The 25960-nt window shown below is 72.0% G+C and carries 22 protein-coding genes; 13 read left to right on the top strand and 9 right to left on the bottom strand.

Annotation, left to right across the window (positions count from 1 at the left end):
• Positions 1–190: 190 nt before the first annotated feature.
• Entirely contained in the window at positions 191–544 is a 354-nt protein-coding gene (locus ACFFF6_RS04225) for a hypothetical protein (RefSeq protein WP_376978504.1), read from the top strand.
• 125 nt (positions 545–669) lie between these two features.
• Here ACFFF6_RS04225 and ACFFF6_RS04220 read toward each other — a convergent pair whose 3' ends face one another.
• Together ACFFF6_RS04220 and ACFFF6_RS04215 are read right to left on the bottom strand one after the other, a co-directional pair.
• On the bottom strand, positions 670–2043 hold the full coding sequence (locus ACFFF6_RS04220; RefSeq protein WP_376978503.1) for a hypothetical protein: 1374 nt from the start codon (positions 2041–2043) through the stop codon (positions 670–672).
• Between the two features lie 20 nt (positions 2044–2063).
• Complete coding sequence (locus ACFFF6_RS04215; RefSeq protein ID WP_376978501.1) at positions 2064–2387, bottom strand: hypothetical protein; 324 nt, start codon at positions 2385–2387, stop codon at positions 2064–2066.
• 345 nt (positions 2388–2732) lie between these two features.
• Here ACFFF6_RS04215 and ACFFF6_RS04210 point away from each other — a divergent pair, with 345 nt between their 5' ends.
• The 7 genes from ACFFF6_RS04210 to ACFFF6_RS04180 are packed head-to-tail and all read left to right on the top strand — an operon-like array spanning position 2733 to position 11210.
• Positions 2733–4139, top strand: coding sequence for an FAD-binding oxidoreductase (locus ACFFF6_RS04210; RefSeq protein WP_376978499.1), 1407 nt, complete (start codon positions 2733–2735; stop codon positions 4137–4139).
• Positions 4139–5383 (top strand): aminotransferase-like domain-containing protein, encoded by a 1245-nt coding sequence (locus tag ACFFF6_RS04205; RefSeq protein ID WP_376978498.1) that lies wholly within the window; start codon positions 4139–4141, stop codon positions 5381–5383. Before ACFFF6_RS04210 ends, ACFFF6_RS04205 begins: the two co-directional genes overlap by 1 nt.
• A complete protein-coding gene (locus tag ACFFF6_RS04200) occupies positions 5380–7095 on the top strand; it encodes an ABC transporter substrate-binding protein (protein WP_376978496.1) in 1716 nt (571 codons plus the stop codon). Before ACFFF6_RS04205 ends, ACFFF6_RS04200 begins: the two co-directional genes overlap by 4 nt.
• On the top strand, positions 7092–8108 hold the full coding sequence (locus ACFFF6_RS04195) for an ABC transporter permease (protein ID WP_376978495.1): 1017 nt from the start codon (positions 7092–7094) through the stop codon (positions 8106–8108). Before ACFFF6_RS04200 ends, ACFFF6_RS04195 begins: the two co-directional genes overlap by 4 nt.
• Positions 8105–8965 carry an ABC transporter permease gene (locus ACFFF6_RS04190; RefSeq protein ID WP_376978494.1) on the top strand — a complete coding sequence of 287 codons (861 nt, stop codon included), beginning with the start codon at positions 8105–8107 and terminating at the stop codon, positions 8963–8965. Before ACFFF6_RS04195 ends, ACFFF6_RS04190 begins: the two co-directional genes overlap by 4 nt.
• Positions 8962–10638 carry a dipeptide ABC transporter ATP-binding protein gene (locus tag ACFFF6_RS04185; protein ID WP_376978493.1) on the top strand — a complete coding sequence of 559 codons (1677 nt, stop codon included), beginning with the start codon at positions 8962–8964 and terminating at the stop codon, positions 10636–10638. Before ACFFF6_RS04190 ends, ACFFF6_RS04185 begins: the two co-directional genes overlap by 4 nt.
• Complete coding sequence (locus tag ACFFF6_RS04180) at positions 10635–11210, top strand: GNAT family N-acetyltransferase (RefSeq protein WP_376978492.1); 576 nt, start codon at positions 10635–10637, stop codon at positions 11208–11210. Before ACFFF6_RS04185 ends, ACFFF6_RS04180 begins: the two co-directional genes overlap by 4 nt.
• A 14-nt stretch (positions 11211–11224) precedes the next feature.
• On the opposite strand, the gene ACFFF6_RS04175 is transcribed toward ACFFF6_RS04180, so the two are convergent.
• The 5 genes from ACFFF6_RS04175 to ACFFF6_RS04155 form a co-directional block, all read right to left on the bottom strand.
• Positions 11225–12463: a family 1 glycosylhydrolase gene (locus ACFFF6_RS04175; protein WP_376978491.1), complete on the bottom strand. Its 1239-nt coding sequence runs from the start codon at positions 12461–12463 to the stop codon at positions 11225–11227.
• Between the two features lie 134 nt (positions 12464–12597).
• Complete coding sequence (locus ACFFF6_RS04170) at positions 12598–13437, bottom strand: carbohydrate ABC transporter permease (protein WP_376978489.1); 840 nt, start codon at positions 13435–13437, stop codon at positions 12598–12600.
• Entirely contained in the window at positions 13437–14390 is a 954-nt protein-coding gene (locus ACFFF6_RS04165; protein ID WP_376978487.1) for a carbohydrate ABC transporter permease, read from the bottom strand. Before ACFFF6_RS04165 ends, ACFFF6_RS04170 begins: the two co-directional genes overlap by 1 nt.
• 70 nt (positions 14391–14460) lie before the next feature.
• Positions 14461–15804: an extracellular solute-binding protein gene (locus ACFFF6_RS04160; RefSeq protein ID WP_376978485.1), complete on the bottom strand. Its 1344-nt coding sequence runs from the start codon at positions 15802–15804 to the stop codon at positions 14461–14463.
• A 123-nt stretch (positions 15805–15927) separates the two neighbouring features.
• Positions 15928–17568, bottom strand: coding sequence for an arylsulfatase (locus ACFFF6_RS04155; RefSeq protein WP_376978483.1), 1641 nt, complete (start codon positions 17566–17568; stop codon positions 15928–15930).
• A gap of 184 nt (positions 17569–17752) precedes the next feature.
• Between ACFFF6_RS04155 and ACFFF6_RS04150 the strand changes: the two genes are divergently transcribed.
• Positions 17753–18772 (top strand): LacI family DNA-binding transcriptional regulator, encoded by a 1020-nt coding sequence (locus ACFFF6_RS04150; RefSeq protein WP_376978481.1) that lies wholly within the window; start codon positions 17753–17755, stop codon positions 18770–18772.
• Positions 18773–18786: 14 nt separating this feature from the next.
• Here ACFFF6_RS04150 and ACFFF6_RS04145 read toward each other — a convergent pair whose 3' ends face one another.
• A complete protein-coding gene (locus tag ACFFF6_RS04145; RefSeq protein WP_376978479.1) occupies positions 18787–19785 on the bottom strand; it encodes a LacI family DNA-binding transcriptional regulator in 999 nt (332 codons plus the stop codon).
• A gap of 178 nt (positions 19786–19963) precedes the next feature.
• On the opposite strand from ACFFF6_RS04145, the gene ACFFF6_RS04140 reads away from it, so the two are divergent.
• The 4 genes from ACFFF6_RS04140 to ACFFF6_RS04125 are packed head-to-tail and all read left to right on the top strand — an operon-like array spanning position 19964 to position 25035.
• On the top strand, positions 19964–21244 hold the full coding sequence (locus tag ACFFF6_RS04140) for an ABC transporter substrate-binding protein (RefSeq protein WP_376978477.1): 1281 nt from the start codon (positions 19964–19966) through the stop codon (positions 21242–21244).
• Between the two features lie 4 nt (positions 21245–21248).
• Positions 21249–22193 carry a carbohydrate ABC transporter permease gene (locus ACFFF6_RS04135; protein WP_376978476.1) on the top strand — a complete coding sequence of 315 codons (945 nt, stop codon included), beginning with the start codon at positions 21249–21251 and terminating at the stop codon, positions 22191–22193.
• Entirely contained in the window at positions 22190–23107 is a 918-nt protein-coding gene (locus ACFFF6_RS04130) for a carbohydrate ABC transporter permease (RefSeq protein WP_376978474.1), read from the top strand. The genes ACFFF6_RS04135 and ACFFF6_RS04130 overlap by 4 nt, the downstream gene beginning before the upstream one ends.
• Positions 23104–25035 carry a beta-L-arabinofuranosidase domain-containing protein gene (locus ACFFF6_RS04125; RefSeq protein WP_376978473.1) on the top strand — a complete coding sequence of 644 codons (1932 nt, stop codon included), beginning with the start codon at positions 23104–23106 and terminating at the stop codon, positions 25033–25035. The genes ACFFF6_RS04130 and ACFFF6_RS04125 overlap by 4 nt, the downstream gene beginning before the upstream one ends.
• A 74-nt stretch (positions 25036–25109) precedes the next feature.
• On the opposite strand, the gene ACFFF6_RS04120 is transcribed toward ACFFF6_RS04125, so the two are convergent.
• Positions 25110–25922 carry a carbohydrate ABC transporter permease gene (locus ACFFF6_RS04120; protein WP_376978471.1) on the bottom strand — a complete coding sequence of 271 codons (813 nt, stop codon included), beginning with the start codon at positions 25920–25922 and terminating at the stop codon, positions 25110–25112.
• Positions 25923–25960 lie beyond the last annotated feature (38 nt).

The raw sequence follows: 25960 nt of genomic DNA, 5'->3' as shown, positions 1-25960 counted from the left end.
GTCTTCGACCGGACGGGGCGCGCCCCGATCACCCTGAACCCGTTCCCGCTGGACGACAACCTGCGCAACACCCGCAGCATCGCCCGCACCTTCGCGCCCCTCCCGCTGCTCGAGCAGACGCCACGGCTCGAGGAGGGACTGCCCGTGCGATACATCGATTCCTCCGTAGAGGATGTCGTCGCGGCGGCCGATGATGCCGTCGAGCAGCTCCTCGAGGAAGGGTGGGAGCCCGGGGACATCGCTCTGCTCACCACCGGGCGCCGCCACCCCGAGCAGAAGGAGCGCACCGAGTTCTTACGGCCACGACGCCTACTGGGACGAGTTCTTCGCCGCCGAGGACGTCTTCTACGGGCACGTCCTGAACATCAAGGGGCTCGAGCGCCGCGTCGTCGTCCTCGCCATCAACGGCTTCTACGACCGCGCGGTCCACCGGCTGTACGTCGGGCTGTCGCGGGCGCGGTCGCTGCTGGTGGTGGTCGGCGACCCCGGGGACATCTGGGACGCGGGCGGGGACGAGGTTCTCGAGGCGATTGGGGCGCGGTGACGCCGCTGGCAGACCCCCCGCCAACCCTCACCGCCGTGTGTGAGCTGGGTTGGGCCGCAGGATCGCCCTGGGCGCAGAGCCGTTGTTCAGCCGCTGAGCCCGCGGTGCACCCCAGCACGATCTGCTCACGCCTCGTCCGTCGCCCCCTCGACCCCCACCACCCAGGACTCCACGCGGTACTCCTCGTCGATGTCGTACCGATCACCGGTGCGGTAGAGGTCGCCGCTGGAGACCATGGCGAATCCCGTCGGATCGACCTGCCAGGTGGGGCCCATCTTCCTCGAGTCGGTGAGGAGCGGCTGGGCGGTGCGCAGATCCACGGCCATCATGCGGTACTGCACGTCCTCCTCGTCCGTGACGACGTACAGCAGCATCACGCGCCCGCGCGGCGCATTCGTCTGGATCGCCATGTCCTCGGGGATGACGACGCTGCCGATCTCATCCCCACTGAGCGCGTCGGTGATGGTGAGCGTCTCCCCCGAGCGGTACAGGATGTACCGGTCGTATGCCCGCGAGGCTCCATCGGGGATCGTACGGTCCTCGCCGAGCGGCGGCGCCGGCACCGGAGTGAACGCCTGCGCGTCCCGGTCGTAGAGCCGGACCTCCTGCTCCCCGCATTCGACCGCGAGCACTGCTTCCGGAGAGAGGTTCGGGACCGGACCCGGGCTCATGAGACCCACGTCCGGGCACTCCGTCGCAGCGTGGACCGCGCCCGTGGCGAGATCCACCGCCTCCACCCGGGAGGCGCCGATGCGGTGCAGGGCGAACCCGTCCTGCACCACCACCGAGTCCTTGGGGGTGTCCTCCCAGGTCGCGGCGACCACCCCATCGTCGAGACGGGTGACGGCGGCCTGGTCACCCGCGTACGTCACCACATGCTCGATGGACCCCAGCTCGGAGACCGGCGGGCGGTGCAGCTCCCGCCCCGTGCACCCGGCCCCGGTGTCCCGGGCCCAGACCCGCCCGCCGTCGCTCAGGCGGAAGCCGGCCATCACCGCATGGCCGCCCTCGGCGTCCGACGTCAGCAGCTCCGCCTCCGGGGCGTAGCAGACCAGGACGGCGACCACCTCGTCGGAGACTCCGGCGATCTCCGGGAAGCCGGCCTGCAGCCCTTCGAGCCCCTCGACCCCGTCCCCGATCGTGTCCGCGTCGATGGCCGCGACCTCCTCACCCGAGGGCGCATGGATCCCGATGCGGCCGGTGTCGCTGAGATACCCGCCCGACGGCAGGATGTGCACCACCTGCGGATCCTCGCCGAGGTTCGTCTCGGCTCCGGTGGCGACGTTACGCATCACCACCTCGGCGTCCTGCCGGGCGGCGACCCAGCCGTTCGGGCCCAGCAGCACCGGGTTCTTCTCGTGCAGCAGGACAGTGCCCTCGGCCGATGGGCCGGTGACGGCCTGGAACAGGACGATCGCTCCGAGGACCACCGCGACCAGGAGTCCTGTGGCCAGTCGGGGCGCCCATGAGGTGGTGGAGCCTGTGCGTGCTGCTGCCATGGCCTGTCGGCCCCCGCCCCTCAGAAGCTCTCCGTCCGCATCCCCCGCCGCTCGAGCCGCTCGCCGATCCCCTGGAACACCTTCCCCAGCCCGGTCGGCTCGACCTCCTCCTCGACGGGGGTGTCGACGAAGTCGACGATGCCGCGCAGGGTGGCCATGTCGATGCTGTGCGCGCCGTCGGCGAGCTTCTCCGCGATCCGGTCGCCGATCCGCGCCTCGTAGTCCGCGGCCGCCTCCGGCGTGCGCTGCGCGAGGGCGGCGTCGAGCCGCTCCTGCAGCAGTCGCGCCGCCGTGCGCGACAGGGGGAACGGCGTGGTGCGGCCGGCGACGGTGATGTGCTCCATGGCGGGGTCCCCTCAGGTCGTGATGCGGTGCACGGGGCGCCGACGCGCGACCAGGGCCTCGGCGACCGGCGACGCGTTCACAGTAGCTCAGCGGCCCTGGTCGCATCGGTCCCGGCCATGCCGGGAGACGGGGCAGCTCTCCCGCGCGGCGCCCGACAGGGCGGGGGTCGTCGAGCTCCCGGACCGGAGCCGCAGGGCTTCCGCTCAGGCGCGCCCGCTCCGGCTCCGCTGCCTCGAGCCCACCTGTGCCGCATTACGACTTATGTCAACCATTAGTTGCACTTATGCTTCGTCTGCGTCACGCTGATCCGGAACCTCGTTCCTCACACATCCAGGAGCCTTCGCGTGAGCAGCACCCTCTCCCCCGGCATCGCCCCGGCCCTCTCCGACCTCGCCGCTCGTCTGCGCGCGGAGCTGGGCGAGGACGCCGTGGTCCTCGACCCGGAGCCGCGGTACGCCGGGGACGCGGCCGTGCGCGCCGCGGAGGGCACGCGCTTCCTGCTCGTGCTGCCCCGGGACGTCGACGGCGTGCAGGCCACGCTGCGTCTCGCCCATGCGACCGGCACCGTCGTGGTCACCCGCGGGGCGGGATCGGGCCTCTCCGGCGGGGCGGTGCCGGAGGAGGGCGCGATCGTGCTGGGGCTGGAGCGCCTGGATGCCATCCGGGAGATCGATCCGCTCGACGAGGTCGCGGTGGTCGAGGCCGGGGTCATCACCGCGGACCTCTCCGCGGCGCTCGCCCCTCACGGGCTGTTCTACGCCCCGGACCCGGCGAGCGCCCGCCTCTCCAGCATCGGCGGGAACGTCGCGACGAACGCGGGCGGGCTGCACTGCGCGAAGTACGGCGTGACCCGCGAATCCGTGCTCGGCCTCGAGGCGGTCCTGGCCGATGGCACGCTCCTGCGCACCGGGCACCGCTCGATCAAGGGCGTCACCGGGCTGGACCTCACCCAGCTGCTGATCGGCTCCGAGGGCACGCTCGCCGTGATCACCGCGGCGACCGTGCGCCTCCGCCCGATCCCCGTGGCCCGCCGGACGATCCTGGCCCGCTTCCCCTCGACCGCGGACGCCGCCGCGGGGGTGAACGCGATCTCGCGCAGCCCCGTGCGCCCGGCGGCGACCGAGCTGATGGACGGCGGCACCCTCGAGGACATCGACTCCCACACCGGCTCCGCCCTGGCCGACGGGGACAGCGCGATCCTGCTCATCGAGCTCGACGGCTACGGGATCGCGGAGCAGACCGCCGACCTCGCGGCGGCGCTCACCGCCGCCGGCGGCACCGTCCGCACGGTCGAGGACGTGGCCGAGGCCGAGCACCTGTGGGAGCTGCGCCGCAGCGGCCGCGGCTCCCGAGCGGACCGGCTGCGCCTGGGCGAGGACATCGCGGTGCCGAAGTCCCGTCTCGCCGACATCTTCGCGCAGCTCAGTGCGATCGGCATCCGGCACGGGGTGGAGACCTCCGCGATCGCCCACGCCGGGGACGGCAATCTCCACCCGTCGCTCGAGCTGCCGCGCCGCACGGGCGAGGGCGAGGAAGAGCAGGAGCTGCCGACCCCGATCCTCGCCGCAGCCGATGACCTGGTGCGAGCCGCCCTGGACCTGGGCGGCACCATCAGCGGCGAGCACGGCATCGGCACCGCGAAGCGCCGGTGGCTCGACCTCGAGCTGAGCGCGTCCTGCCGCGCCCTGCAGCGCCAGATCAAGGCCGCGTTCGATCCCCGGCAGCTGCTGAACCCCGGAAAGGCCCTGTGATGACCACGACCACCACCGCACCCGAGCGGATCGCCGGCACGCTGCTGTCCGAGCTCGGCGCCCGTCCCGACCGCTCCCGCGGCTTCGGCGCGGCTGCCCCCGTGCGCGAGGGCACGGTGCCGATGCTCGGCGGGGCCCCGAGCGCGGACCTGCTGCCGCTGGCCGCGATCCGGGAGGCGGCAGGTGCCCTCACTGCCGATGCTCCCGCCCTCACGGCCGCCCTCCAGTACTCGCAGCCCGCCGGCATCGGCGCCCTGCGGGAGTGGATCGCCCGGCGCGAGGGCGTGGCCCCGCATCGCGTGCTGGTGACCAACGGCGCCTTCCACGGGCTCTCGCTCCTGGTCGACGCGCTGCTGGACCGTGGCGACGAGATCATCGTCGAGGATCCGACGTATCCGCTGATCTTCCGCAATCTCCAGCACAAGGAGTCGCGGCTGATCCCCCTGGCGGTGACCGCGGACGGCCTGGACATCGACGCCCTGGAGGCACGGCTGGACGCAGGCGCTCGCCCGAAGCTCCTGTACACGGTGCCGGACTTCCACAACCCCACGGGCCTGGTCACCCCGGCCGATCAGCGCGCTCGCCTGGTCGAGCTCGCCGAGCGGCGCGGCTTCCTCCTCGTCTCGGACAACGCCTACGCGGGCCTGGGCTTCCCAGGCGCGGAGGCGCCGCCGGCCGACTATCCGCTCGACTCCGAGCTCGTCGCGCATGTGCGCACCTTCTCGAAGGTGCTCGGCCCGGGACTGCGGCTCGGCTGGCTGGTGCTGCCGGACTGGCTCGTCGCCCCGGTGACGCGGCTGCGTGCCAACCAGGACCAGCACTCCTCGGTGCTCGTCCAGTCGATCGTCGAGCGGATCGTCGGCGCCGGCGATCATGCATCCGTCGCCGGCGGCTTCGACGCCATCGCGGACCGTGCCCGGGCCGCCTATGCGGAGCGCTTCGATCTGGTCGCCTCGATCCTGGACCAGGGGGTCCCCGGCGGGATCGAGGTCGCCCACCGCACGGGAGGGATCTTCCTATGGGCGCGCCTGCGCGCAGGGGACGTCGCCCTCGCCGCCGCACAGCATCTCGCGCGGACCCGCTACGGCACCGATGCGGTGCTGGGCCGGTGCTTCTTCCTCGGCGACCCGGAGGACGACCGCGGCGCGCTCCGCATCGGCATCAGCCACCTCCCGCCCGAGCAGCTGCGCGTGGGCGCCGAGCGTCTCGTCGCCGCCCTCGCCGATCCCGAGGCCCGCCGATGAACGGCCGCCCGCCGCTCCCCGATGCCGCACGGCCCATCGGCCCCGCCGACCTGCGCAGCCCTGCCCCGCAGGGGGCCGCTGCGATCTCCCGCCGCGGCCTGCTGCGCACCCTCGGTGCCGGGTCCCTGGGCCTGGCCGCGCTGCCGCTGGCCGGCTGCGCGCCCAGCCCGGTGCAGGCCGGCGGCCCTGATGGGGACGAGCTGATCTTCCTGATCTCCAACCTCGACGGCGGCTGGGTCTCCTCGCAGAGCTCCATCTCCAGCTACGAGGCCAACGTCTGGCAGCAGCTGACGGACAAGCTCGTCCACACCGACGACCAGGGCGCCGTCACCCCGTGGATCGCGCGGTCCTGGGAGGAGAGCGAGGACGCCACCGAGTTCGTGCTCCACCTGCGCGAGGGAGTGACCTTCTCCGACGGCACGCCGCTGGATGCGCGTGCCGTGGTCGCGAACCTGCTGGCCTGGGCCGTGGGACGCCCCGAGGAGGGCATCGCCCCCGTGGGGCTGTTCCCCGGCCGGACCTTCGAGACGGCCGAGGCCCTCGACGCGCTCACCGTGCGCGTCACCTTCTCCGCGCCGACCCTCTCCTTCGTGCCGACCCTCGGCTACCACGGCTGCCTCCTGCTCTCCCCGGCGACCCTCGCCGCATCCGTGTCCGAGCAGTCCGACCTCGCCGCCCAGATCGGCTCCGGGCCGTTCGTGCTGGAATCCTGGGCGCAGGGCGACCACGTGCGCCTGGTGCGCCGCGCGGACTACGACTGGGCGCCGGGCGCCCTCGGCGCCACCGGGCCCGCGAAGCTCTCCGCTCTCACGTTCCGGGTGCTGCCCGACGACACGCTGCGGGCATCGGCCGCCCGCGCCGGGCAGACGGACGTCGCCTACAACGTCAACCCGCAGGTCCTGGACGCCTTCACCGAGGCCGGCTTCGTCATCGACGTCCCCCGATACCTCGGCTTCGTCCACGGCCTGCGGCTGCGCACGGACGTCGCACCGTTCGGGGACGTCCGCGTGCGCCGGGCGATCACCCGCGGCATCGACCGCGCAGAGATCCTCCGCACCGTGTTCACGGAGGAGTGGAAGCCCGCGACGAGCTGGCTGCAGGCGGCGGTGCCGGAGACCACAGACCTCACCGACCTGTTCGACTACGACCCGGACCTCGCCGAGCGCCTGCTCGAGGAGGCCGGGTGGACCGATCGGACCGAGGACGGCTTCCGCGCCCGGGACGGCGAGGAGCTCGCCTTCACCCTCCATCCCACCCCGTACCTGACCGGCTCTGTTCCCGAGACGGAGCTCATCGCCCAGCACCTCGGTCGGATCGGCATCCGGGTCCGCACGCAGAAGCTCGACATACCCAGCTACACCGAGCGCGTCACGAACGATCCCTCGCAGGGCATCCTCGACGTGACCCGCAGCTTCGTGGACGTCGGCACGGTGGCAGGGGTGATCACCGACCAGGGCGAGGACTGGTTCGCGCTGGGCTCCTCCGACGAGGTCCTCGTGCAGCTGCGCGACCGGGTCGCCGGCGCCGCCTCCCGCGAGGAGCGCGCCGGCGCGGTCGACGAACTGTCCCGGCACGTGCTCGACCAGGCGTACTTCATCCCCCTCGAGCAGAACGTGCAGCGCATCTACGTCCAGTCCCCGCAGCTGCAGGGCACCACCTTCAACGCCGTCGCCATCCCCTCGTACCACGCCACCACCCGGGAGGTCCGATGAGCTCCGTCGTCCCCGCACCCGCCGGCTCCCGCGTCGCCCCGGTGCCCCGCGGCGTCGCCACGACCCGCCGCCGCGCGGCCGACGCGGCCCGCCGCATCGCCCAGGCCGCGCTCGTCATCGTGCTCTGCTACGTGCTCGTCTTCCTCGTCCTCGCCGCGATCCCGGGCGACCCGGTCTCCGCGCAGCTCGACAACCCCCAGGCCGGGTACTCGGAGGCGGAGAAGGCGCAGATCCGCAGCTTCTACGGGCTCGACCAGCCCGTGCTCGTCCAGCTCGTGACCTCGCTCGGCAACGCGCTGCAGGGCGAGCTCGGGATCTCGCTGTCCACGGCGCAGCCCGTGAGCGCCGTGATCGCCGCGGCGATCCCCTCGACCCTGCGCCTGGCCGGAACCGCGCTGCTGCTCGCCGTGCTCATCGCCGCGCTGCTGGGCCTGCTCACCCGCCGCCTCCCGGAGGGCCGGCTGAACGACCTGGTGCGGTCCCTGCCGGCCCTGTTCCTGTCCACCCCGAACTTCCTCATCGGCCTGCTGCTGATCCAGGTGCTCGCCGTGCAGCTGGGGGCGTTCAGCCTCGTGGACTCCGAGAGCCCGGCCGCCACCGCGGTCGCGGCGCTGACCCTCGCGATCCCGGTCTCCGCGCAGATCGCCCAGGTGTTCATCACGGCGCTGGACGAATCCGCCGGACAGGACTACGCCGAGCTCGCGCTCGCCCGCGGCCTGCCGCCGGCGCAGATCGTGCTGCGGCACCTGCTGCGCCCCTCCCTGCTGCCCACGGCGACCGTGATCGGCCTGGTGATCGGCGAGGTGCTCGGCGGCTCGCTCATCACCGAGACCATCTTCGGCCGCGTGGGCATCGGCACCGTCGTCCAGAAGGCCGTCATGAGCCAGGACGTCCCGGTGCTCCTGATCGCCGTGGTGCTCTCCGCGACCGTGTTCATCGTGGTCAACCTCGTGATCGACCTGCTCTACCCGCTGCTGGATCCGCGTCTGCGCACCCCGGAGGTGTCCCGATGACCGCCGCTGCCCTCGCCCCGTCCGGACGGGGAGCCGTCCTCGATCACGCCGCCTCGCCCACCCGGCCGCCCCTGACCGTGCTGGCCTCGCTCGCCGTGATCCTCGTGGTGCTTGCCTGGTCGCTGGTCCCGACCCTGTTCACCGGGCACGACCCGGCGATCGGGATCCCGGACGACAAGTTCACCGCCCCCGGGACCCGGTACTGGCTGGGCAGCGACCATCTGGGGCGCGACCTGCTCTCCCGCATCGTGCACGGCTCCGCCTCCTCGATGACCAGCGCGCTGATCGCGGTCGCGATCGGGGTCGTCGCCGGCGGGATGCTGGGCCTGCTCGGCGGGTACCTGGGCGGCTGGGTCGATGCCGTGATCGGCCGCCTGGTCGACGTGCTCCTGGCCATCCCGGGCTTCCTGCTGGCCGTGGTCGTGGTCACGGCGCTCGGGTACGACACCCGCAACGCGGCGATCGCCACCGGCGTCTCCGCGGTCGCCGTGTTCGCGCGGCTCATGCGCTCGGAGGTGCTGCGCGTGCGCACCGCAGTGTTCATCGAGGCGGCGCGCGTGAACGGCGGCTCCGCGGCGTACATCCTGCGGCGCCACGCGCTGCCCAACGCCGTGCGGCCCGTGGTGTCCCTCGCGATCCTGCAGTTCGGCATCGCGATCCTCGTGATCGCGGGGCTCGCGTTCCTCGGCTACGGCGATCCGCCGCCCGCCTCCGACTGGGGCCTGCTCGTCTCCGACGGCCGCGAGCATCTCCTGCACGCCCCGTGGCTCGTGATCGCCCCGGGCCTCGTCATCGCCGTCGTCGTGCTGTCCGTGAGCCGCATCAGCCGCTGGCTCGACCATGGGAGGAACCGATGAGCACCACCGGGAGCACCGCGCCGCAGGCGCATCCCACCATCCCCGCTGCGCCCCTGCTGCAGGTCAGCGACCTGAGCATCGCCTACGGCGGGCAGGAGGCGGTCCACGGGGTCTCCTTCGCCGTGGGCGCCGGCCGGGCCCTCGCGCTGATCGGCGAGTCGGGCTCCGGGAAGTCCACCATCGCCCGCGCGGTGCTGCGGCTGCTGGGATCGCGCCGGGCGCGGGTCACGGGCGGCATCGCCGTGCAGGGACGCGAGGTGACGGGCCTGCGGGAGCGGGAGTTCCTGCCGCTGCGCGGCCGTGTCCTGGGCTTCGTCCCGCAGGATCCGGGGTCCTCCCTGAACCCCGTGCGCAGCATCGGCTCCCAGGCACGGGAGGCGGCCGCGCTCGTGCCCGGGGCCCGCAGCCGCGCCGCGCGGGAGGCGCTCGTGCTCGGCGCCTTCGAGCGGGTGGGCCTGGGCGACCCGCAGCGGATCCTGGATTCCTTCCCGCACCAGCTCTCCGGCGGCCAGCTGCAGCGCGTGCTCATCGCCCTCGCGATCCTGCCGGGCCCGCGGCTGCTGGTCGCGGACGAGCCCACGAGCGCCCTCGACGTCACCGTGCAGAAGCAGATCCTGGACCTGCTGGACTCGCTGCGGCGCGAGCTGGGCATCGGGATCCTGCTGATCACCCATGATCTCGCCATCGCCGCCCAGCGGGCCGATGAGGTGGTCGTGCTCAAGGACGGCCGCGTCCAGGAGGCCGGTTCCACGCGCGAGGTCTTCTCCCGACCCCGGACCGGCTACACGCGGGCGCTCCAGGCCGACGTCCCAGGGCCGAACCCGGACCGGTACGCGGCGCTGCGGGCCGAGCGCGATGCCCGTCACCCGCTCGAGGACGCCCCGGCGCATGTCGAGCTCGCGGGGGTCTCCCGCACCTTCCGCAGCCGCGACCGGGAGGTGGCTGCGCTGAGCGACGTGTCGTTCGCGATCCCCCGCGCGCGCACCCATGCCCTGGTCGGCGAGTCCGGGTCGGGGAAGTCCACGGCCGCGCGGACGCTGCTGGGCCTGGAGAGGGTCGATGCCGGGACGCTGCATGTGGCGGGCCGGCCGGTGCGGCCCGAGGAACCTCGGGCGCTGCGCGAGGTGCGCCGGCACCTGCAGATCGTCCACCAGAACCCTTTCACCTCCCTGGACCCGCGGTTCACCGTCGGCCGGATCGTGCGGGAGCCGCTGGATCTGTACCGGGTGGGCGACCGGGCCGCGCGCGAAGAGCGCGTCGCCTGGGCGCTGGAGGCCGTCCAGCTGCCGGCCCCGCTGCACTCACGCAGGCCGGGCGCGCTCTCCGGAGGCCAGCGCCAGCGGGTCGCGATCGCCCGGGCCCTCGTCCTGCGCCCCGATGCGCTGGTGCTGGACGAGCCCACCAGCGCCCTGGACGTGACGGTCCAGGCGAGCATCCTCGAGCTGCTCGCCGCGCTGCAGCGCGATCTGGGCCTGACCTACCTGTTCATCTCCCACGACCTCGGCGTGGTGCGGCAGTTCGCGGACACGCTCACGGTCCTGCGCCAGGGCCGGGTCATCGAGCAGGGCACCGTCTCCGAGGTGTTCGCGGCACCGCGCGAGGAGTACACCCGTCGCCTGATCGCCTCCATCCCGATGCGGGAACAGGCCATCGGCGCGGAGGTCGGCGCATGACCGCGGCCGATGCCCGGCAGAGGGTGTCCTCCGCGCCGGTGCCCCGACGGACCGCAACGGAGGCCGCGGGCCGCGGGCCGGGAGACCGCGATGCCATCGCCCCGGAGGCCCTCACCTGGGAAGTCACCACCTGGGAGGATCCGCGAGCCGCAGGCCTCCGCGCGGCGATGGACTCGGAGATCGCTCCCCGCTACGAGGACCTGCGACGAGGCGCCCCGCCGCCCGTACCGCCGACCGACCAGGACGTGGCCGCCGTGCTGCTCGTCCTCGCCGGCGGCGCGGCGGTCGCGACCGGGGCCCTGCGGCGCCTGCCCGACCGCTGGGAGGTCAAGCGCCTGTTCATCGACCGGGGGCATCGACGGCGGGGCCTGGCCGGCCGGATCCTGGACCGTCTCGAGAGCGAGGCCCGCGACCGCGGTGCGCGCGCGCTGTACCTGCAGACCGGCTTCCGCCAACCCGAGGCGATCGCCCTCTACGAACGGCACGGCTGGCGGCAGGCCGAGGTCTATCCGCCCTACGACCCCGCGGACGGCATCAGCGTGTGCTTCCGGAAGGATCTGGGCGCCCGCTGATCCCGATGGCGCGTTCACCGCCTCCCGGCATGCCGCGCGAACGCATCGGCGACGGGGTTGCGGCGCCGCTCCAGCCCATCCGGGGATTCGACCAGGTCGTACAGCCCCATCGGCAGCCGGGACTCGGCGCGCGGCCCGCTCGCATGCCGGTACGTCCACTCGTACATGTCGAACAGCGGCCACCAGGTGTAGGCGACGACCTGGCGGCCCGCAGCCCTCAGCTCCTCGATCGCGGCGACGGAGGCGTCCATCCACGCGATCCGCTCCTGGACGCCGCCCTCGACGCAGGTCTCGGTGAGGGCGACGGGCGCACCGTAGCGGTCCTCGTAGGTGGTGAGCACGTCGACGAGCCCCTCGACCCCATCGTTCCGCGTCGGGGCGGGGTCCACGAACCCGCCGCGGAAGTGCTCGCCGTCGCGGAACAGGCGGGTGGAGTGCTGCGGGTAGTAGTTCACTCCCATCACGTCGGGTCGCACGGGCGTCGAGGCGAGCCTCTCGAGCAGCGCATCGGACATGCCCTGGGACTGCAGGTGCCCCAGCAGCGGGTGCCCGTCGCGGACCCGGCCGGTGACGAGGTCCTCCACGACGTACCGGCGCTCCCGCAGCAGCTCCACCCGCTCGCGATGCTCTCCCTCGAGGTCCCCGGCGAGCCGGGTGGTCGACTCGACGTGCACGAACACGGCCCGCTCCCCCAGCACCTCGGCGATGCCGTGCTGGGCGCGGGCGAAGCCGTCGGCGAGCGCGGCGACCATCCGCACCACCCCGGCCTCCCCGGAGAGGTACGGCGGCCAGTAGGCGAGCTCGCCGCAGAACTCGGCGTGGATCATCGGCTCGTTCACGGGCGTGTAGTCGGTGACCGTGTCGGCGTACCGCTCGGCGACGGCGACGGCGTACTCGGCGAAGCGGGCGGGGAAGTCGGGGTGGGCGAACTCCCCGTCCAGCCACAGCGGGGTGCCGTAGTGCAGCAGGTCGATCACGGGCCGCACCCCGACCTCGCTGAACCGGGCGATCGCCCGGTCCAGCCAGTCCCAGTCCCATCGGCCGAGCTCGGGGCTGATGCGGTACCAGGGGATGCCCCAGCGCAGCAGCTCCGCGCCCACACCCGCGGCGAGGCCCAGGTCCTCGTGGACGCGGGCGTAGTGCTCGGTGAGCTCGTACTCGTCCAGGGCGCGTTCGCCCGGCCTCGTCTGGGGGACGAAGGTGTCCTCGATGCCGAGGGCGTAGTGGAGGCGGCCGTCCTGGTGCCAGGTCATGGTGTCCTTGTCCGGCCCGTCGCGGTGCGGGCCTGTCGTGCGGGTGCGGGAGGTCGCGGCCGATGCCCGGAGCCGCGGGGGTTCTCCGAGGGGGCGCGCGGGCCCGGGGCGGGCTGCAGGGTCGGGGCTCAGGATCACTTCATCCCGGACATGGCGACCCCCTCGATGAACCGCTTCTGCACCAGCAGGTACATGACCACGAGCGGAACGATGGCGATCAGCGACCCGGCCATGACCACGCCGTAGGGGGCGGAGCCGGTCGCGGATCCGGTGAGCAGGGTCAGCCCGGCGGTGAGCGGGCGGCTTGAGGAGTCGTTGGTCATGATGAGCGGCCACAGCAGGTCGTTCCAGTTGTTCACGACATGGAACAGCGCCATCGTCAGCAGGGCGGGCTTCGCGTTCGGGAGGACGATCGACCAGAAGATCCGCAGCTCGCCGGCACCGTCGATGCGTGCGGCGGAGTCGAGGTCCCGGGGAAGGGTCACGAAGAACTGCCGCAGCAGGAAGATCCCGGCGACGTCCGCGGCCCGGGGGATGACGAGCCCCCACAGGGTGTTGACCCATCCCAGCTGCGCGACCATCTGGTAGATCGGGATGAGCAGCGCCTGAAAGGGGATCATCATCGTCGCGATGAGGACGGTGAGGACCAGCCCGTTGCCGCGGAAGTCGATGCGGGCCAGGGCGTAGGCGGCCAGGGAGTTGAGGATCAGCGCGAGCGCGGTGACGGACACGGCGAACAGCAGGGAGTTCCAGGTCTGCTGGCCGATGGGCAGGCGCCCGGCGAGATCCGTGAAGTTGTCCAGGGTCAGGCTGCGCGGCAGCAGCCGGGGCGGCCACGCGTTGATCTGGGACTCGGGCGTGAATGCCGCGAGCGCGACGACGAGGACGGGGAAGGCGGTCAGGGCGCTGATCGCGAGCAGCGCGATCATCATCGGCGCCGTGCGCAGGATCCGGGGCAGGGTCGGCGTGGTCATCAGACGAGGTCCTTCTCCTGGAGGGCGTTGATCCGCAGCTGCACGAGCCCCAGCACGAGGGTGATGGCCAGCAGCACGTAGGAGAAGGCGGAGGCGTAGCCCATCTCGAAGTCGCGGAAGCCGTCGGTGTAGATGCGGTAGACGATGGTCTCGGTGGCGTGATCGGGTCCGCCCTGGGTGAGGATGTAGATCTGGTCGAAGGCCTGGAACGCGCCGACCAGCGCGAAGATGACCACGAAGGTCATGGTGCTGCGCAGTCCGGGGATGGTGACGGCGAGCAGCTTCCGCCAGGGGCCGGCGCCGTCGAGGGTCGCCGCCTCGTACAGGTATGCGGGGATGCCCTGCAGACCGGCGAGGAAGATGACCATGAAGTACCCGAAGTTCTTCCACACCGCGATCGCGGTGACCACGGGCAGCGCCCACGCGGAGGCGAACACGTCGCCGAGGTGGATGCCGATGCTCCCCAGCCAGCGGGACACGAGCCCCAGGTCGGGGTCCAGCAGGAAGTTCCAGGCGATCGAGGCGACCGCCATGGAGATGACGAAGGGCAGGAAGATGATGGTGCGGAAGAACGTGCGGAAGGGGATGTCCTTCCGGTTCAGCAGCAGGGCGCTCGCCAGCCCCGCGACGATCACGGCGGGCCCGTACATGACCGCGTAGGCGAGGGTGTTGAGGATCGCGCGGCGGGATGCGGGGCTCTCGAGGACCCGCAGGTAGTTGTCCAGACCCACGAAGCCCGGGGTCCCGAAGCCGCTCGCATCCGTGAAGGACAGGCGCAGCGCCTCCAGCGCGGGGATCAGCACGAAGACGAGGAGGACGAGGAGCGCGGGCGCGAGGAAGGCGAGGGCGCGCAGGCTGCGGGCCCGGTCGCGGGCCCGCGTGATGCGGGCGTTGCCCGCGGCGAGAGGGCGGGGCGCCCGATAGGCGCGGCGCCCGGTGGCGGATGTGCTCATGATGCGGCCTTCGGTCGGGGGCGGATGGGGCACGTCGTCGTGCACAGGTGGTCAGGGGCGAGCATCGGGTTCACTCCTCGGCGATCGCGGCCGCGAACTGCTCGGCGGCCTGCGCGAGCAGGTCCGGCACCTCGCCGCCGGTGCCCTCGGTGACGTGGACGCTGAGGGTCGACAGGACGGATTCGGCATCGGCGCCGCCGCGCGGCAGCCCGTCCAGGCGGACGGTCGCATCCTGGGTGAACTCGCTCATCGTCGCGACGTAGGGGTTGTCCGCGAGCTCGTCGGCGGTGATGTCGGTGCGGTTGGGCGGGTAGTGCGATCCGAGCGCCCATCGGACCTGGGCGTCGTGGCTGTTGACGTGGCGCAGGAAGGCGTAGGCGCCCTCCCGGGACTCCTCATCGGCCTGGGCGGTCAGCCACCAGTAGTTCGCGGCGGCCTGGGTGACGGCCCTCTCGGGTCCGGCGGGCACGGCGAAGACGCCCACGTCGAGGTCGACGCTCGCGGCGATGTCGACCATCCACGGACCCAGCACCGTCATGGCGGCCCGGCCGTTCTTGAACAGGTCCGCGGACTTGGGCAGCGTGATGGTGGTGGGACCCCAGCCGCGGGTGTACGCCTCGCGCCACCACTGCAGGGTCCGCGCGTTCTGGGGCGAGTCGAGGACCACCTCGCCCTCCGCATAGGCGTCACCACCGGCGGCCTCGAGCATCGTCGGGACCAGCTGCGAGGTGTCGCGGTCAGCGAGGGTCAGCCCGTACACCTCGGGGCGGCCGTCGCCGGGCACGGTGAGGCGCTCGGCGAGGTCGATCCATTCCTCCCACGTCTGCGGCGGCGCGTCGACGCCGGCCTCCTCGAAGAGGCGTGCGCTGTACCAGCAGGCGAAAGGCCCGTAGCCCATGGGCACGGCGTGCTGGACACCGTCGATGCGGGTGTAGGCGGTGACGTTCTCGCGGTAGGTGTCGGTCTCGTTGGCGGGGTCGTCGTAGAAGTCCTGGACGGGGACCAGGGCGCGCTGGCGGGCGTAGCGCTCGCCGTCGCTGGGGGTCTGGACGACGAGGTCGGGGCCGTTGCCGGCGGAGATCGCGGGCAGCAGCTTGTCGGTGATGACGTTCCAGGGGTTGACCTCGATGCGGATCCGGAAGCGGTCCTGGGAGGCGGTGAACTCCTCGGCGAGCTCGCCGATGATCGCCCCGTCCGCCTCGGTGAAGCCGTGCCAGACGACGATGTCGCGGGGGCCGTCCTCCTGCGCGGTGCAGGCGCTGAGCCCGGCCAGGGGCAGAGCGAGGCCGGCGGCGGCGAAGCCGCGGCGGCTGATCCGCCGCCGGACGGTCGGGCCGGTGCCCTTCCCGGACGGCGTCCGCGCCGACGCCTCGCCCGACATTCTGGTCGACACCTCGGTCGATGGGTCTGTCATGCGGTTCTCCTCTGGGTGAGCTGGGGTAATACATCGATGTACTACAGCGGAACGGAACGACGGGACGGAATGCGCGGCGAGGGGACGGGATGCTCGGCGAGGGATGGAACGGCGCGATCCAGCTCAGGGGAGCCTGGGAGCCTCCGGGCCCTCCACCTCACGGCGCCGGCGTGCCTCCAGGATGCGATCGCGGGGGATCACGCCCACGCGATGAGCCCATTGCTCGTACGCGGCGGCGAGGGCGGCGACCAGGTCCGGATGCTCGTCCGCGAGGTCCTCGAGCTCGCAGCGGTCGCGCTCCATGTCGTAGAGCTCCCAGGGACGGGCGTGCTTGCGCACGAGCTTCCAGCGCCCGGAGCTGATCGCACCGTTGCCCTCGTGCTCCCAGAACAGCGGCCCGCGCCCCGCCGCCGGGCCGCCCCCGCGCAGCAGGGGCAGCAGGCTGCTCCCCTCGGCGGCGGGCACCTCGCACCCTCGTCGCCGCGTCGGATACCCCGCGCCCGCGACCTCGAGCAGCGTCGGCAGCACGTCGACCAGCTGCGCCGGGGTCCGGCAGAGGTCACCGGGCCGCCCCAGGCCCGCGGGCCAGTGCACGATCAGCGGGGTGGAGATCCCGCCCTCGTGCACCCAGTGCTTGTACTCGCGGAACGGGGTGTTCGAGACATCGGCCCACTCGCGGCCGTAGCTGGCGAAGCTTCCCTCGCCGCCCGGCTCGATCCCGGGCTCGTTGCCGAGCTCGATCGCGCGACCGTCGCGGGTGCGATCCGGGACCATCGGCAGGGTGCGGAAGGCCGGGTCGCCGCCGGGTGGCATCTCCTCCTCGCAGGCTCCGTTGTCCGACAGGAACAGCACCAGGGTGTTCTCGAGCCGGCCCGCATCCTCGAGCGCGGAGACGATCCGTCCGATGGCCCGGTCCATCGCCTCGATCTGCGCGGCATAGACCTCCATGCGACGGGCCTGCCAGGCGGGGTCGGCGACCTCAGTCCATGCCGGCACGGCGGGATCGCGGGGGCCGGGCCGGACCTCCGGCCCGATGATCCCCTCAGCGACCAGGCGCTGCTCCCGACGGGCGCGGATGACGTCCCACCCCTCGTCGTAACGACCGCGGCAGCGCTCGACATCGGCCGGGCGCGCGTGCAGCGGCCAGTGCGGGGCGGTGAAGGGCACGTAGAGGAACATCGGATCCTGCGGCCGTTCGCGCAGGTGATCTGCGATGTGCCCACGGGTGGCCTCGCCGATCGCGTCGGTGTAGTAGAAGTCCTCGGGCGCAGTCTCCGCCATGGCATCGACGCCGTCGCGACGCAGGCCCACGGGGGCGAAGTACGAACCCGCCCCCTCGATCGTGCCGAAGACGCGATCGAAGCCGCGCTCGAGCGGCCAGGAGGAAGTCGGCTCATCCATGCTCGCGCTCAGATGCCATTTCCCGGACAGGAAGGTGCCGTAACCGGCCGCACCGAGGAGCTCCGCCGCGGTGTGACAGGCCTCGGAGAGGTCGCCGGGGTAGCCGTCAGGCCGTTCGTCCCCGGTGAGGATGCCGATGCCGACCTGATGCGGATGCAGTCCGGTCAGGAGGCTCGCGCGGGTGGGCGAGCAGCGCGGCGAGTTCGAGAACCGGGTGAAACGGGTTCCGGCCCGGCCCAGCGCATCGAGAACCGGGGTGTCGATCTCGCCGCCATAGCAGCCGATGTCGGAGAAGCCCATGTCGTCGGCGAGGATCAGCAGCACGTCCGGCCTCGACGGGAGCGGGGCGGTCTCCTGCGTCATGGGCGATCTCCTGATCGGTAGTACATCGATGTACTACGGAACTGTAGAGCCGTGGAGAACCACCGTCAACACCCGCTCCATCGGCCCTGCGCGGGATCGTGCGAAGCTGCACGGCCCGCCGAGGTGGCGCGCCCGACCGGCCCCGCGTAGCATCCGAGCAGGATCCGAGCAGGTGGGAGGCGCCATGGCGGTCACGATGGCCGATGTCGCACGCCGCGCCGGAGTCTCCCCGAAGACGGTCTCCAACGTGCTCGGCGACCGCTACCCCTACATCCGTCCCGAGACGCGCAGCCGCGTCCTCGCCGCGGTCGAGGAGCTCGGCTACCGGCTCAACACCTCTGCGCGAGCGCTGCGCACCAACCGCACCGGCGTGATCGGGCTGGCGCTGCCGGAGATGCGGGCCCCCTACTTCGCGGAGCTCGCCGACGAGGTCTCCCGCGCCGCCCGCGAGGTCGGCCTGCGCGTCGTCGTGGAGAACATCGAACCCGAGCCGCACGTCGCCGTGGACCACATGGCCTTCGCGAGGACGCAGGGGCTCGACGGAGCGCTCATCGCCCCCGCCACCCGGGCCGATGTCGCCCTCGAGTCCGCTCCCGCCGGGTTCCCCCTGGTCGTCCTCGGCGACCGCCGCCTCGAGGACGACGTCGACCAGGTCTTCCTCGCCAACGCGCAGGGCGCCCGCCTCGCCGTCGAGCACCTGCTGGCGATCGGGCGCACCCGCATCGCGCTGCTGGGGGCCGATCCGGACCAGCTGATCGGCAACGCGGCCGAGCGCACCGCCGCCTACCGCGCCGTCCTCGACGAGCACGGCCTCGCCGAGGACCCGACACTGCTGATCGCCTGCCCGGGATGGACCAGCGCCGCGGGCGCCGAAGCGCTCGCCCAGGCCCTGCACGCAGGTCTGCAGCTCGACGCGGTCCTCGCGCTCACCGACTCGCTCGCGCTCGGCGCTCTGTGGGCGCTCGACCAGGCCGGGCTCGGCGTCCCGGACGAGGTGTCCGTCATCGGCTTCGACGGCATCGACGACGGCCGCTTCTCCGTCCCCGCGCTCAGCACCGTCGCCGTCGACCGGCATCGCACGGCCCGGGCCGCCGTCGACCTGCTGGCCCGCCGTCTCGCGCAGCCCGATGCGGACCTGCCGCCGGCGGCGATCGAGATCGAGACGGAGCTCATCGTGCGCGACTCGTCCGTGCCGCGGGGCTGACCGACCCCGCCGCCTCACGCGGACTGCCGCGCCACCAGCGTGCAGTCGACGAGCTCGACGCCACCCGGCCCTGCATCGCCGGCGATCATCTGCACGAGCAGCTCCGCGGCGCGCCGGCCGACGGCGCGCAGATTCAGGTCCACGGACGTGATCGCCGGACGGGCCGCCTCGACGACGACGCTCCAGTTGTCCACGCCCACCACGCCCACCTCATCGGGCACTCGCCTCCCCTGGTCCCGCAGGCAGTCCAGCACTCCGCGGGCGATCTGGTCGTTGGCGCAGAAGACCCCGTCGAAGTCCGTGGCGGCGAGCAGGCGCTGGGCGGCCTCGAACCCCCACCTCTCCGACCATTCGCCGTGCAGCACCTCGCCTCCGGCGATCTGCAGGCCCGCCTCCTCGAGCGCCCGCGCGGCTCCCGCGGCCCGGTGCGTGCTGGCCAGGTGGTGCGCGGGTCCGGCGACCACGGCGATCGAGCGTCGTCCCGTGTTGACCAGGTGCTGCGCACCCCGGTAGGCGCCACCGGCATCGTCCGGGACCACCGAGGTGTCCGCGCGGTCGTCCGAGGGGGAGAGCGCGTACACGGTGGGGACGTCGATGACCTCGCGGAGAGATGCCCGGGAGTCGCTCGAGCGGCCGGTGACGATGAGCCCGTCGATGCCGCGGTTCCGCAGGGTCCGCAGGTAGTGGCGCTCCCGGATCGGGTCCCCTCGGCTCTCGGCCAGCAGCATCGCGATCTCGCCGACGCCGAAGGTGTCCTCCGCCCCGGTGAGGATCGGCATGGTGAAGCGGCCGTAGGAGTCGCTGGTGAGCACTCCGACGATGAAGGAGCGTCCGGCGGAGGGGTGCTCGCCCCCGGCGTCGAGCACCATCCCCAGCGCTCGAGCCGTGTCGCGGACGCGCTGCCGCGTCGCCGGGCTCAGCTGACCGCGCCCGTTGATCGCCTTCGAGGCGGTGCCGACCGATACCTCGGCGACCTCCGCGACCTGCGCCAGGGTGACACGCTTCTTCGCCATCAGGGGACCTCTCGTGGACGTCTGCAGTGCTCGCCGCGCGGCAATCCACCAGGTTCGATTTGCCGCACGACGGCAACATACCACCTCCGATCAGGCCTTGACCTCGACGACGGGCCACCTCTAGCCTAAGTGCGTTGCCGCAAGGTTGCGGCGACTTTGCCGAGATGGAGGAAACATCATGGATCCCAGCAGGAGAGCCGTCCTGGGGCTCGGAGCAGGTCTGATGACGGCCGCGGGCCTCGCCGCCTGCGGCTCGAGCGGCCAGAAGGACGGCGACGGACCGGTCACGCTGACGGTCTGGGCGCGCGAGGGCGACAACTCCATGGAGGACCAGATGGGTGCGTTCGAGGCGGCGCATCCCGGGATCACCGTGCAGCTGTCCTCCGTGAGCAACGACCAGTACCTCACGAAGTTCGCCAACGCGATCCGATCCGGATCCGTCCCGGACCTCATCAACTTCGACATCATCAACGCCCCGCTGCTCGCCACCCAGGGGCAGCTCACGGACATCACCGAGCAGAGCAAGGGCCTCGCCAACCTCGAGGATCTGGCACCGGCAGGCATCGAGGTCGGCACCCTGGAGGACGCGATCTTCTCGCTGCCCGTCGCGCTCACCGGTTCCCAGATGTTCTGGAACAAGGCGCTCTTCGAGGCGGCCGGCCTGGACCCGGAGGTGCCGCCGACGACTCTCGCCGAGGTCAAGGAGTTCGCCGAGAAGATCCAGGCCACGGGCGAGGGGATCAGCGGCTTCTCGACCATCGGCGGCGCCGGAGGGGCCTTCACCGGGTTCCCCTCCGGATGGGCGGACGGAGGCGAGATCGTCTCCGACCCCGGGCCGGATCAGGTCTCCTCCTTCTCCGACCCCGCGATGGTGGCGATGGTCGCCTGGTACCAGGACATGTGGCAGTCGGGGCTGATGCAGCCCACCGACGAGCCCAACCAGGACCCCGGCAACGTCGGTCAGCAGAACGTGCTCGAGGGCAACGTCGGGATCATCTTCACCGGCGCCAACACCTTCTCCGGCAAGGAGGACCAGTTCGGCTCCGTCGCCGGGATCCCCGGCACGAGCGGGGAGCTGGCCTCCTTCCTCGGCGGCAACCAGGCGGCCATCCCCCTGGGCGCCCCGCACCCCGAGGAGGCGTGGACCCTGCTGGAGTGGCTGGTCTCCGACCAGGAGGCCGCAGAGCTCAACCGGACCGCCGGCTGGATCGCCCCCGACCTCGCCCTGGCCGAGTCGCTCGCCTCGGACGACTGGGCCGCGGCGACCGTCGGCTCGCTCGCGGTGGGCCGGCTCCCCATCTCCATCGCGTACTTCGCGATCATCAACGATCCGAACGGGCCGTGGGCGCAGAACTCCCAGGCGGTGATCTTCGAGGGCGCCGACCCGGCGACGACGATGGCCCGCGCCCAGGAGCAGGCCGACCAGCTGATCGCCGACGCCTACCGGCAGATCGGGTGACACGATGACCCTCTCCGCCACTCCGGCGGTCGGTCAGCTCCGATCCTCCGCCCGCTCCCGCACCGGTATGATCCGGCGCCGTGCGCTGCTCGGATACCTGCTGGTCTCCCCTGCGCTGCTGCTCAGCGTGCTCTTCTTCGTGCTCCCGATGATCCTGCTGGCCGCGATGTCGTTCACCGACTGGCCGCTGCTGGGCACCCCGAGCTGGGCGGGCCCGGAGAAGTACGTCCGGGCCTTCACGGACCGGAGGTTCCTGGACGCGCTCGCGTTCACGGCGCTGTTCACGGCGGCGCTCGTCCCCGTCTCCATCGCGGTCTCCTACCTCACGGCCGTCATGGTGCGCGGGCACGGACGCTTCGTGGCCTTCGTCCGGACCTCCTTCTTCCTGCCGGTCGTCATCGGGTTCACCGCAGCGGCCTACATGGCCCAGGTGATGCTGATGCCGGGCACCGGCATCATCAACATCGCTCTCGAGGCGATCGGGGCGAGCGACGGCCGGACGGCCTGGTTCACCCAGCCGGGCACCGCGTTCTGGGCCGTCCTGGTGCTCTCCGTCTGGAAGAGCATCGGCGTGGCGATGATCCTGCTGATGGCGGGGATGCAGGCCGTCCCCGAGGAGCTGCACGATGCCGCGAAGATCGACGGCGCCGGCTGGTGGAGGCGGGAGGCGTCGGTGACCTTCCCGCTGATCCGCCGCCAGTTCGCCCTGTGCATGATCCTCTCGCTGTCCGGCACGCTGCTGGTCTTCGACCAGTTCTACGTGCTCACCAAGGGCGGCCCCAGCGGCAGCACCACCACCGCCGTGATGTACACCTACCAGCAGTCGTTCGTCCGCTTCGACCTCGGGTACGGCGCGGCGCTGTCGATGGTGCTGACCGGTCTGATCCTGGTGATCGCCCTCGTCCAGCTGCGCACGCTCCGGGCCGATGGTTCGGGAGGCGCGTCATGAGCGTCCTGCCCCCACACCTCCCCGGAACGGCGAGCGCCGGGCCCGCCGCAGGGCGGCGGCGGACCTCGCCGCGCGCGCAGCTGTCCGCCCTGTGCTACCTGCTGGTCGGGACGCTGCTGGCGATGCTCTTCCTGTTCCCGATGCTGTACATCCTGCTGCGGTCCTTCCTGCCGACCTCGGCGGACGTCGACGGCGTGGGCCTGGCCTCGCTGCAGAACCTCACGCTCGAGAACTACGCCGTGATCCTCGAGCCCTCGGTCGGCCTGACCCGCTACGCCCGGAACTCCGCGATCATCGCGCTCGGCGTCGCGCTCGGCGTCGGCGTCGTCGCCACCCTCGCCGGATACGCGCTCTCGCGGATCCGCTTCCGGTACTCCTCGCTGGTGTTCGTGATCCTGCTGGCGCCGCTGGTCGTCCCCTACCAGGGGCTGCTCACCCCGCTGTCCATCATCCTGGGAGCCCTCGGGCTGCTGGACTCGATCACCGGCGTCGTGCTGGTGCTCATCACGCTGCAGCTCCCCTTCTCCGTGTTCGTCATGCGGAACACCTTCGACGGCATCCCCGCCGAGCTCGAGGAAGCCGCCGCCCTCGACGGCGCCGGCACCCTCCCGCTCCTGCGGCGGGTCATGATCCCGCTGGCACTGCCCGGGATCGTCACCATCGCGCTGTTCGGATTCATGGCGGGCTGGAACGATCTGCTCAGCTCCATCGTCTTCCTCTCCAGCCAGGAGAAGTACACCCTTCCGATCGCGCTCACCGACATCACCACCTCCTTCCAGATCCCCGGGGTCCAGATCATCGATCCCGGCCTGCTCACGGCCACGGCGTGCGTCGCCATCGCACCGGTCGTGGTCATCTTCCTCGTGCTCCAGCGCCACTACACCAAGGGCCTCATCGGAGGCGCCATCAAATGAGGTACTCACCCATGCATCACGATCCGCAGACCATCACCGACCGGGCCCCCGCCGCGGCCCTCCTCCCGCTGGGCGCGATCAGGCCGACGGGCTGGCTGCGCGCGCAGCTCCAGCTCCAGGCAGAGGGGCAGACGGGACAGCTCGAGGAGATCTGGCCGGAGGTCGGCCCCAGCAGCGCGTGGCGAGGCGGGGACGGCGAGGACTGGGAGCGCGGCCCCTACTACCTCGACGGGCTGGTCCCGCTCGCGCACGTGCTGGGCGACGAGACCCTGCTCGCGAAGATCGCCCCCTGGATCGAGTGGATCCTCGCCTCGCAGACCGAGGACGGCTTCTTCGGGCCCGCGAGCAACGATGACTGGTGGCCGCGGATGGTCGCGCTCAAGGTCCTCACCCAGCACGCGGAGGCCACCGGGGACGAGCGCGTCGTGCCGTTCCTGCGCCGGTACTTCCGACATCAGCTCGAGCACCTCCCGGACCGTCCGCTGCGATCCTGGGGCCGGGCCCGAGGCGCGGACAACGCCCTGTCCGTGTGGTGGCTGCACGCGAGGACCGGCGAGGACTGGCTGCTCGACCTCGTCGACCTCCTCGACTCCCAGACCATCGCCTGGAACGACTACCTCGGCAGGGACCTCATCACCGGTGCCGCGCGCGTGTTCTCCCACCGCACCCACGGGCCCAACGTCGCGATGGGCCTCAAGAAGGGAGCGGTCGACTGGATCCGCGACGGACGCGAGGCCCACCGCCAGGAGACCGAGCAGGCCTTCGAGAACCTCGACCGCTGGCACGGCCAGGCGCACGGCTGGTTCTCCGGGGACGAGTGGCTCGGCGGCCCGCTGGCGACCGCGGGGGTCGAGACCTGCCAGGTGGTCGAGATGATGTTCACCTGCGAGATGCTCGCGGCCACCTTCGCGGATGCGCGCCACGGCGACCGCCTCGAATCCCTCGCCTTCAACCTCCTGCCCGCCTCGAACGACCCGCGGATGCGCAGCCACCAGTACCTCCAGCAGGCCAACCAGCTGGAGGTCTCCGTGGCCCGGCGCGAATGGAGCTTCTCCTCCGACGACGCGAACATCTTCGGCCACGAGCCGCACTTCGGGTGCTGCACGGCGAATCTCCACCAGGGCTGGCCCAAGCTCGTCAGCTCCCTGTGGATGCGCTCGCCGGGCGGGCTGCGGTCGGTCGCCTACGCCCCGGCGCAGGTGCGCACCACCGTCGGCGGCGCCGATGTCGCCCTCGACATCACCACCGACTACCCCTTCACGGAGACGGTCAGCATCGACGTCACGTCCTCGAGCAGCGAGCCCTTCGACCTGCAGCTGCGCATCCCCGGCTGGGCGGAGGACTGGGAGCTCCGCGTCGACGGCGATCCCGTCGACCTCGATCCCGTCGACGGATACGTGACGCTGCACCGCTCCTGGACGGCAGCGCGGGTGCAGCTCACGCTCCCCATGCGCACCCGGGTGATCCGGCGCGAGAAGCAGGCGGCCGCGCTGCGCTTCGGACCGCTCGTCCTCGTCCATCCGCTGGGCGAGAACTGGAGGGCCGTCGACGGCGCCCCGGGCCTCGACGAGTGGGAGATCCACCGCCGCACCTCCTGGAACTGGGCGCTCGCCGGGCTGGACCGGGCCGGGGACTGGAGCGTGGAGCGGCGCCCCGTGCAGCCGGTCCCCTTCGGGCTGACGGGGTCCTCCCCCGGCGAGGGGTCCCCGCTGACCGTCACCGGGTTCGGGGTCTCGGCCACGCAGTGGCGCCAGGCCGGCGCGGACACCGGTCCGCTCCCGCCCAGCCCGCTGCTCGAGCGCGGCGCATCCGCGGACCTCGCCCTGGTCCCCTACGGCTGTGCGCGCCTGCGCATCACGGAGTTCCCCGTCTCCGGCAGCTGGACGGACCTCGACGATCCCGAGGACCCGCAGCACCGTCAGCCCTGAGGCCCGGACACGACGAGGGAGCCGCGCCCGCGCGGGCGCGGCTCCCTGGCCGGGACGCTCCGACGGCCCCGCCCCTACCCCTTCAGCCCCGAATGCGCGAGCCCGTCGATCACCCGGCGCTGCATGAGGATGAACAGGATCAGGATGGGCGCCATGGCCATGAGGGAGGCGGCCATCATCACGGGATAGTCGATGACGTACTGCCCGTTCAGGGAGGCGATGCCCACGGACAGGGTGCGGTGCTCGGCCCGGCTGGTGACCACGAGCGGCCACAGCAGGTTGTTCCACGCGGCGAGGGTGGTGACGATCGCGAGGGCGCTGATCGAGGGCTTCGCGAGCGGCAGCATGACCTTCCAGAAGATCTGGAAGGAGTTCGCGCCGTCCAGGCGCGCGGCCTCCTCGAGCTCGCCGGGCAGGCTCACGAAGAACTGCCGCATGAGGAAGGTGCCGAAGGCGCTGAAGACGGTGGGCGCCACGATCCCGGGCACCGTGTCCAGCCAGCCCAGGTTCTGCACGATCTGGTACTGCGGGATCAGGTACGCCTGGTTGGGGATCATGAGGATCGACAGCATGACGGCGAAGATCGCGGCGCTCGCGGCGAAGCGCATACGGGCGAAGGCGTAGCCGGCCATGCTGCACAGCACCACCTGTCCGAGGACGGTCGCGACGGTGACGCGCACGGACACCCAGAACTGCTCGAAGAACGGGATCTGCCGGAACACCTCGACGTAGTTGTCCAGGCGCAGCTGCTCGGGCCACAGGGTGGGCGGGACGGAGGTGACCTCCGCGGTCGAGGACAGCGACATGAGGATCTGCCACAGGAACGGGAACACCATGATGAACCCGCCGATGCTGAGCACCACATGCGCCCAGGCGTTGCTGCCCATCACCGCTCCGCCTCTGCGGCGCCGCTTCCGTGTCGGGC

It is taken from the genome of Brachybacterium hainanense (assembly GCF_042434575.1).
Lineage (GTDB): Bacteria > Actinomycetota > Actinomycetes > Actinomycetales > Dermabacteraceae > Brachybacterium > Brachybacterium hainanense.
The sequence above is the reverse complement of the archived record's forward strand: the minus strand, read 5'-3'. Positions and strand labels throughout refer to the sequence as shown.

Coding starts and splice junctions, on each gene's coding strand:
- ACFFF6_RS04225 (WP_376978504.1), top strand. CDS start 191: ATGATGCCGTCGAGCAGCTCCTCGAGGAAGGGTGGGAGCCCGGGGACA.
- ACFFF6_RS04220 (WP_376978503.1), bottom strand. CDS start 2,043: ATGGCAGCAGCACGCACAGGCTCCACCACCTCATGGGCGCCCCGACTG.
- ACFFF6_RS04215 (WP_376978501.1), bottom strand. CDS start 2,387: ATGGAGCACATCACCGTCGCCGGCCGCACCACGCCGTTCCCCCTGTCG.
- ACFFF6_RS04205 (WP_376978498.1), top strand. CDS start 4,139: ATGACCACGACCACCACCGCACCCGAGCGGATCGCCGGCACGCTGCTG.
- ACFFF6_RS04200 (WP_376978496.1), top strand. CDS start 5,380: ATGAACGGCCGCCCGCCGCTCCCCGATGCCGCACGGCCCATCGGCCCC.
- ACFFF6_RS04195 (WP_376978495.1), top strand. CDS start 7,092: ATGAGCTCCGTCGTCCCCGCACCCGCCGGCTCCCGCGTCGCCCCGGTG.
- ACFFF6_RS04190 (WP_376978494.1), top strand. CDS start 8,105: ATGACCGCCGCTGCCCTCGCCCCGTCCGGACGGGGAGCCGTCCTCGAT.
- ACFFF6_RS04185 (WP_376978493.1), top strand. CDS start 8,962: ATGAGCACCACCGGGAGCACCGCGCCGCAGGCGCATCCCACCATCCCC.
- ACFFF6_RS04180 (WP_376978492.1), top strand. CDS start 10,635: ATGACCGCGGCCGATGCCCGGCAGAGGGTGTCCTCCGCGCCGGTGCCC.
- ACFFF6_RS04175 (WP_376978491.1), bottom strand. CDS start 12,463: ATGACCTGGCACCAGGACGGCCGCCTCCACTACGCCCTCGGCATCGAG.
- ACFFF6_RS04170 (WP_376978489.1), bottom strand. CDS start 13,437: ATGACCACGCCGACCCTGCCCCGGATCCTGCGCACGGCGCCGATGATG.
- ACFFF6_RS04165 (WP_376978487.1), bottom strand. CDS start 14,390: ATGAGCACATCCGCCACCGGGCGCCGCGCCTATCGGGCGCCCCGCCCT.
- ACFFF6_RS04160 (WP_376978485.1), bottom strand. CDS start 15,804: ATGACAGACCCATCGACCGAGGTGTCGACCAGAATGTCGGGCGAGGCG.
- ACFFF6_RS04155 (WP_376978483.1), bottom strand. CDS start 17,568: ATGACGCAGGAGACCGCCCCGCTCCCGTCGAGGCCGGACGTGCTGCTG.
- ACFFF6_RS04150 (WP_376978481.1), top strand. CDS start 17,753: ATGGCGGTCACGATGGCCGATGTCGCACGCCGCGCCGGAGTCTCCCCG.
- ACFFF6_RS04145 (WP_376978479.1), bottom strand. CDS start 19,785: ATGGCGAAGAAGCGTGTCACCCTGGCGCAGGTCGCGGAGGTCGCCGAG.
- ACFFF6_RS04140 (WP_376978477.1), top strand. CDS start 19,964: ATGGATCCCAGCAGGAGAGCCGTCCTGGGGCTCGGAGCAGGTCTGATG.
- ACFFF6_RS04135 (WP_376978476.1), top strand. CDS start 21,249: ATGACCCTCTCCGCCACTCCGGCGGTCGGTCAGCTCCGATCCTCCGCC.
- ACFFF6_RS04130 (WP_376978474.1), top strand. CDS start 22,190: ATGAGCGTCCTGCCCCCACACCTCCCCGGAACGGCGAGCGCCGGGCCC.
- ACFFF6_RS04125 (WP_376978473.1), top strand. CDS start 23,104: ATGAGGTACTCACCCATGCATCACGATCCGCAGACCATCACCGACCGG.
- ACFFF6_RS04120 (WP_376978471.1), bottom strand. CDS start 25,922: ATGGGCAGCAACGCCTGGGCGCATGTGGTGCTCAGCATCGGCGGGTTC.